This is a genomic window from Pseudomonas sp. 34 E 7 (genome assembly GCF_900005715.1).
GTDB classification, from domain to species: Bacteria; Pseudomonadota; Gammaproteobacteria; order Pseudomonadales; family Pseudomonadaceae; genus Aquipseudomonas; species Aquipseudomonas orientalis_A.
This window is the reverse complement of the sequence record NZ_CVTX01000061.1, coordinates 1-6,965: the sequence shown is the minus strand read 5'-3', so window position 1 is coordinate 6,965 and position 6,965 is coordinate 1. Positions and strand designations below refer to the sequence as shown.

At 63.1% G+C, this 6,965-nt stretch carries 8 protein-coding genes and 1 pseudogene; 5 read left to right on the top strand and 4 right to left on the bottom strand.

Going from position 1 to position 6,965, the window contains the following annotated elements; translation table 11 throughout:
• A pseudogene (locus tag BFP96_RS31070) lies at positions 1–126 on the bottom strand (transcriptional regulator); the annotation flags it as partial.
• A gap of 137 nt (positions 127–263) precedes the next feature.
• Positions 264–1,190, bottom strand: coding sequence for a LysR family transcriptional regulator (locus BFP96_RS02675; protein ID WP_065894627.1), 927 nt, complete (start codon positions 1,188–1,190; stop codon positions 264–266).
• 117 nt (positions 1,191–1,307) lie between these two features.
• On the opposite strand from BFP96_RS02675, the gene BFP96_RS02670 reads away from it, so the two are divergent.
• From BFP96_RS02670 to BFP96_RS30790, 3 genes are all read left to right on the top strand, one after another.
• The gene (locus tag BFP96_RS02670; protein WP_065886502.1) at positions 1,308–1,601 is read left to right on the top strand and encodes a putative quinol monooxygenase; all 294 of its coding nucleotides are present in this window, start codon (positions 1,308–1,310) and stop codon (positions 1,599–1,601) included.
• A 139-nt stretch (positions 1,602–1,740) separates the two neighbouring features.
• Complete coding sequence (locus BFP96_RS02665) at positions 1,741–2,754, top strand: zinc-binding alcohol dehydrogenase family protein (RefSeq protein WP_065935529.1); 1,014 nt, start codon at positions 1,741–1,743, stop codon at positions 2,752–2,754.
• Positions 2,755–2,899: 145 nt separating this feature from the next.
• Entirely contained in the window at positions 2,900–3,073 is a 174-nt protein-coding gene (locus tag BFP96_RS30790; protein ID WP_163001561.1) for a hypothetical protein, read from the top strand.
• An 8-nt stretch (positions 3,074–3,081) separates the two neighbouring features.
• On the opposite strand, the gene BFP96_RS02660 is transcribed toward BFP96_RS30790, so the two are convergent.
• The gene (locus tag BFP96_RS02660; protein ID WP_065894629.1) at positions 3,082–4,275 is read right to left on the bottom strand and encodes a multidrug effflux MFS transporter; all 1,194 of its coding nucleotides are present in this window, start codon (positions 4,273–4,275) and stop codon (positions 3,082–3,084) included.
• 85 nt (positions 4,276–4,360) lie between these two features.
• A complete protein-coding gene (locus tag BFP96_RS02655; RefSeq protein WP_065886499.1) occupies positions 4,361–4,552 on the bottom strand; it encodes a heavy-metal-associated domain-containing protein in 192 nt (63 codons plus the stop codon).
• A gap of 146 nt (positions 4,553–4,698) precedes the next feature.
• Here BFP96_RS02655 and BFP96_RS02650 point away from each other — a divergent pair, with 146 nt between their 5' ends.
• The gene (locus BFP96_RS02650; protein ID WP_065886498.1) at positions 4,699–5,070 is read left to right on the top strand and encodes a hypothetical protein; all 372 of its coding nucleotides are present in this window, start codon (positions 4,699–4,701) and stop codon (positions 5,068–5,070) included.
• A 78-nt stretch (positions 5,071–5,148) separates the two neighbouring features.
• The coding region (locus BFP96_RS02645; protein ID WP_065935528.1) for a heavy metal translocating P-type ATPase at positions 5,149–6,965 on the top strand (1,817 nt) is incomplete at its 3' end.

Sequence of the window (6,965 nt, the reverse complement as noted above, 5' to 3'; positions counted from 1 at the left end):
CCCGGCGAATGTCGCCAACTCCTCTGAAGACTTCGCCGAACCGTCCATCAATGCCCACAGCATTGCGGCGCGCTTGGGCTCGGCAAGCAAGCTGGCGATACGACTGATACATGGTGCCTGTTCCATCTTTCGACTCCCCGTTGAACCGTTTTTCTGCTGCGGTTGGCGCCAAAGTATAGGGGCCAAAACAGCCGGTTCCATGGCGTCTTACAGCCTGAATGCGGACAGCACTCGAGGGAAATGTCCTGCTTTGCTGGAGGCCATTACTTCACAGCGAATCGCTCCGACAGTTGCTTCGTCAATGTCGCACAACGGGACACGAGCATTTCCCGCAGCAAGTTGACGGGCTTGCTCAACTGCGCACGGTGCGCGCACAGCAGGTTGAGCGGGGTACGCTCACCGCGCAGCTCCGGCAGGATCAAGCGCAGACGCCCGGCCACGACGTCGGTACTCACATCCAGCCAGGACTTGTAGGCAATGCCGACGCCGGCCACCGCCCAGCGGCGCACCACGTCGGCGTCGTCACTGACGCGATCGCCGGAAACCGTCAGGCTGACCTCGCGCTTGCCGTCATAAAAACGCCAATGGTCGTGTACCCGGTCAGCGAGCATGTAGAGCAGGCAATTGTGCTGGGCCAGTTGCTCCAGATGCCGCGGTTCGCCGTGCCGGGCCAGATAACTGGGCGCCGCGCACAGCACCCGGATATTTTCCGGCGCGATGGGCAGCGCAACCAGGCTGGAATCCTCGGGTTCGCCATAGCGCAAGGCGATGTCCACCGGCTGGCGGTACAGGTCGGCAATGCGATCCCCCAGCAACAGGCGCACGCTCAGTTGCGGGTATTCACGCTGGAAGTCATCCAGCCAGGGCAACAGCAGGTTGCGACCGAAATCCGAAGGCGCCGACAGTTGCAGCATGCCGCTGACATGGTCCTGCCCACTGGCCAACAGGCGCCGCCCTTCATCCAGTGAGCTCAACGCGGCGCGGGCATAGGTGAGAAACCCCTCACCTTCGGCGGTCAAGCGCAGGCTGCGGGTGGAGCGTGCCAGCAAACGCGCGCCCAGCTGTTGTTCTATGCGCTTCAACGCAGCGCTGGCCACCGCCGGGGACAGGTCCATGACCCGCGCGGCCGCCGACAGACTGCCCAGGTCCGCTGCCCGGACAAACAACTGCAAATCATCAAAGCGCAGCATCAATTTCCGCCAATTATCAATTTTCTATTGAAACAGACCTTTGTTTTAGCCGCTTTTATCCGTGCTGGAAATAGCCAATCATCTGGCCATCCCGTTCCCTATCGACCAGGAGTTGATATGTCTACCGCCTTTAACGTGATCGCCACGCTGATCGCCAAGCCCGGCCAACAGGCCACCCTGGAAACCCTGCTGCGCGGTCTGCTTGAGCCGACTCGCCTGGAAGCCGGTTGTGAGCAGTACGACCTGCACCAGGATCTGCAACATCCCGAGACGTTCTACATGCTCGAGCGCTGGAGCGACGACGCGGCCCTGGCCGACCACGACCAGAGTGCGCATATCCAGGCGTTTCGGACCAAGGCCGCCGACGTGATCGAACACTTCGAACTCAAGCGCCTGAAGTTTCTCGCCTGACCATCCCTTTTTCTGTAGGAGCGAGCTTGCTCGCGAAAAACGCAGGAACGACGTGTTCAACCAGAAGTATTGCGTCCTCGTTAACGATTTTCGCGAGCAAGCGCGCGCCTGCATTGACCGTATTTACCCCGGAGAAATCATGAAAGCCATCGCCTATTACACCTCCCTGCCCATCAGCGACGTGAACGCCCTGCAAGACATCGAACTGCCCGAACCCGTCGCCGGGCCGCGTGACCTGCTGGTGGAAGTCAAAGCCATCTCGGTCAACCCGGTGGACACCAAGGTACGCCAGAACGTCGCTCCGGAAAACGGCGCCGCCAAGGTGCTCGGCTGGGACGTGGCCGGCGTGGTCAAGGCGGTCGGCAGCGAAGTGACGCTGTTCAAGGCCGGCGACAAGGTGTTCTACGCCGGCTCCCTGGTGCGCCCGGGCGGCAACAGCCAATTGCACACCGTGGATGAACGCATTGTCGGCCATATGCCCAAGAGCCTGGGCTTTGCCGAAGCCGCGGCGCTGCCGTTGACCGCCATCACCGCCTGGGAGCTGCTGTTCGAACGCTTGCAAATAGCCGAGGGCAAACAGGACCAGGGCCAGAGCCTGTTGATCGTCGGCGCAGCGGGCGGCGTGGGTTCGATCCTGACCCAACTGGCCAGCCAGCTCACCGCGCTGAAAGTCATCGGCACCGCGTCGCGCCCGGAGACCCAGGAATGGGCCAAGGCCCTGGGCGCCGACCTGGTGATCGACCATAGCCAGCCGCTGAGCGAGGCACTCAAACACGCCGGTCACCCGCAAGTGACCCACGTCGCCAGCCTGACCCAGACCGACCTGCACCTGGAGCAACTGGTAGAAGCCCTGCAGCCCCAGGGCAAGCTGGCGTTGATCGACGACCCCAAGGCGCTGGACGTGAGTTCGCTCAAGCGCAAGAGCCTGTCGCTGCACTGGGAGTTCATGTACACCCGCTCGATGTTCGAGACCCCGGACATGATCGAGCAGCACAACCTGCTCAACCGCGTGGCCGCGCTGATCGACGCCGGCACCTTGAAAACCACGCTCGGCGAGCATTTTGGCGTGATCAATGCGGCGAACCTGCGCCGTGCCCACGCGCTGCTGGAAAGCGGCAAGGCCAAGGGCAAGATCGTGTTAGAGGGGTTCTAGAAAACGGCTGTCAGTGTCGTCTGTTACTTATGTAAGTAATGGACGACACCATTAGTCCGAGAGTTGACCTTTGTCATCTCTGTGAGCGCATACGGGTTTATATTGGCCGCCTTTGCCACGATTCTTTTACGTGAGGAAGTCAGCAATGAAGATCCTGATAAAAGCGTTAGCAAAAAAATCCCAGTGGGAGGTCCGCCTGGACCAGCGGTCGATTATTTTTCACACCGAAGCCGAGGCCCGTGCCTTCGCCGACACCTTGCAAACCCGCATCCAGGCCCCCCACCGCTTTCCACTCAGCCAGCAACGCGCCGCCGGCTGATCGGCTCTTCAGACCTGCGCCTGCGCGGCCCTTGCCCGTTGCAGGCGCAAAGTCGCCATCGCAATCGTCACCGCCAGCACCCCGCACAGGCTGATGACCATCGCCATCGGCATGGCCGTGCCGTCGTGCAACACCCCGACCAACGATGCCGCCCCCGCCGCCACACCAAATTGAATGCACCCGAGCAAGGCCGAGGCGCTGCCGGCACGCGCGCCTTGCCCGTTCATGGCGCACGCCGAGGTGTTGGGCAGAATGCAACCCAGGCTGGCGATACAGATAAACAACGGCACCAGCAACGGCCACAGGGCTTCGGTGCGCAGCGCTGCAATCCCAAGCAGCGTCAGCGCCGCCGCCACGTAAACCCACACCGTACGCGAGAGCAGAAACGCCGGGCCGCGTTTGGCCAGTAACCGCGCATTCAACTGCGCCACCAGGATAAAACCGGCGGCATTGGAACCGAACAGCCAGCCGTAATGCTCGGCGGGCACGCCATACAGTTTGATGAACACGAACGGTGAACCGGCGATATAGGCAAACATCCCGGCAATCGAGATGCCACCGGTCAGGGCGTAGCCCAGGTAAACCCGGTCCGACAACAGCGCGCCGTAGCGGCGCAACGAGCCGGACAACGGCTGGCGCGGCTGATGCGCCGGAAAGGTTTCCGGCAAGCCCACCGCCACCGCAATGGCCGCCATCACGCTGAACAGCGACAGCGCCAGGAAAATCGACTGCCAGCCCCACAGCCCCACCATCAACCCACCCGCCAGCGGCGCAAGGATGGGCGCCAGGCCTGTGACCAGCATCAGTTGCGAATACACCTTGGCCGAGCCCACGGCGTCGCATTTGTCACTCACCACCGCCCGCGAGATCACCATGCCCGCGCAACCGCCGAGCGCCTGCACGAAACGCGCACCGATCAGCCATTCCAGGGACGGCGCATAGGCACAGGCGAAGGACGCGAGGGTAAACAGCGTCACACCGCTGAGCAGCGGCACGCGCCGGCCAAAGCGGTCGGCCAGCGGGCCGTAGATCAATTGGCCGATGGCCAACCCCGCGAAATACACCGCCAGGGTCAGTTGGACATGTTTTTCGTCGGTGGCAAAAGCGCTCGCGATGGCCGGAAAGCCCGGCAGGTAAAAGTCGATCGCCAACGGCGCAAAGGCGCTCAAGGCGCCGAGGATCAGAATAATGCGAAGGTTCATCAGGCACCCAAGTGAGTCGGCAGCCCGACAGTCTAGCCGCGCTTGGGTGCCTTGAACATTAAGATAGCTCGCTAACTATTAAAAATCAGACCACGGTGTAGCCTTCTTCCTTGATCAACTGTGCGATGGCTTCGCGCTCCAGTTGGCTTTGCACCCTGACCTGCTTCGCCGCAAGATCGACCGTCACCTCGGCATCTGCATCCTGGCTGTGCACCGCCTGGGTCACCGCCCGAACGCAATGGCCGCAGGTCATTCCTTCAACATTGAATATTTGCATGACAAGACTCCTTGGATGAGGTTGAACCCAGTCTCGACCTTGCCACGATGGCAAGGTCAAGTTTCAGAAACGTCGGCCGGGCTGGTATTCGGCGGCGACGTCGGCCAAGCTTCAACTTTATCGATGTGACCCACGGAGCATTCGCCATGCGCTGGTCTTTTTTTGCCCTTGCCGGCCTGATGAGTTTTTCTGCCGTTGCGCCCGCCGCTGAAGACTACGCGGTGCTGATCATTTCCCGGGAGCGCCTGGAAGTGCCGACGTCCTGTGAAATCGGCCTGTATATCCAGGATCAACTGGCCGGCCGCCTGTTTCAGGAAGAGTCCACTTCATTCAACCTGCCTGCCGGCAATGTGTCACTGCGCCTGAAACTGCTGCCGGGGCAATCGCCGGGCTGTCTGCCCGGCATGCTCGCCCCGCCCGCCCAGAACATCACGCTCAAGGCCGGCGACGTGCGCAAGCTGCGGATTGCCCAAGGCCCGGACGGCATGTACCTCAAAGCCGCCGAGTTGGGCTATTAAGCTAAGATTTAAAGACGCTTGACCTTCCCCACAGGTCAAGGTTGATGCTGGGGGCACTGTTTTGCGGAGGACTGCCCCATGAATGGAACCACCACCTTTGACCTGCCCATCGGCGGCATGACCTGCGCCAGTTGCGCCGGCCGAGTGGAGCGTGCGCTGGGCAAGGTGCCGGGGGTGCAACGTGCCAGCGTCAACCTGGCCAACGAACGCGCCCACATCGAGGTAATCGGCCAGATGGACCCCGGCGTGCTGATCGCCGCCGTCGACAAAGCCGGCTACACCGCCAGCCTGCCCCAGGCTGACACCGCCACCCAGGCCGATCAAGTCCGGCACCTGCATCGCGAACGCTGGGCGCTGATGCTGGCGATCGTGCTGGCATTGCCCCTGGTGCTGCCGATGCTGGTCGAACCCTTCGGCTTGCACTGGATGCTCCCCGCCTGGGTGCAGTTCGCCCTGGCGACACCGGTGCAATTTATCCTCGGTGCGCGTTTTTACCGGGCCGCCTGGAAAGCCGTGCGCGCCGGCGCGGGCAATATGGACCTGCTGGTGGCGATCGGCACCAGTGCCGGTTACGGCCTGAGCGTTTATCAATGGCTCACCCGGCCCGCTCCGCATTTGTATTTCGAAGCCTCGGCCGTGGTGATCGCACTGGTGCTGCTGGGTAAATACCTGGAGAGCCGCGCCAAGCGCCAGACCGCCAGCGCCATTCGTGCCCTCGAAGCCTTGCGCCCCGAGCGGGCGGTGCGCGTGTTGGAGGGCAGTGAGGAAGAGGTCGCCATCACTGCGCTCAAGCTCGGTGACCTGGTCATGGTAAAGCCCGGCGAACGCTTCCCGGTAGACGGCGAAGTCGTCGATGGCCAAAGCCATGCCGACGAAGCGCTGATCAGCGGCGAAAGCCTGCCGGTGCCGAAACAACCGGGCGACCGGGTCACCGGTGGCGCGATCAACGGTGAAGGTCGCCTGCTGGTGCGTACCCAGGCCCTGGGCGCGGAAAGCGTGTTGGCCCGGATCATCCGCCTGGTCGAGGACGCCCAGGCCGCCAAGGCACCGATCCAGAAACTGGTGGATAAAGTCAGCCAGGTCTTCGTCCCGACGGTGCTGGTAGTGGCATTGCTCACCCTCGCGGGCTGGTGGCTGTACGGCGCGCCCCTGGAGAGCGCAATCATCAACGCGGTCGCGGTGCTGGTGATCGCCTGCCCGTGCGCCCTGGGCCTGGCGACGCCGACGGCAATCATGGCCGGCACCGGCGTCGCTGCACGCCATGGCATTCTGATCAAGGACGCCGAGGCGCTGGAGCATGCCCATGCGGTGAGCGCCGTGGTGTTCGACAAGACCGGCACCCTCACCTCGGGCGCGCCGAGAATCGCCCATCTGGCGGCGGTGGACGGCAACACCTCGCGCCTGCTGCAACAGGCGGGAGCCCTGCAGCGTGGCAGCGAGCACCCGCTGGCCAAGGCGGTGCTGGATGCCTGTGACGAACAGGGGCTGCACCCGGCTGACGTCAGTGCCAGCCAGTCCCTGACCGGACGCGGCATCGCCGGCACCCTGGACGGCCGGCAACTGGCCCTGGGCAATCGACGCCTGCTGGAAGAAACCGGCCTTGACGCCGGCGCGCTGAGTCAGCGCGCGACTGAATGGGAAGCCGAAGGTCGCACCCTGTCCTGGCTGATCGAACAAGGCGCACATCCGCGCGTGCTGGGCCTGTTCGCGTTTGGCGACACGCTCAAGCCCGGCGCACTGCACGCCGTGCAGCAACTCAAGGCCCAGCACATCAGCAGCCACCTGCTCACCGGCGATAATCGCGGCAGCGCGCGAGTGGTCGCAGAGGCCCTGGGCATCGACGATGTCCACGCCGAAGTGCTGCCCGCCGACAAAACCGCCACCGTGACCGCCCT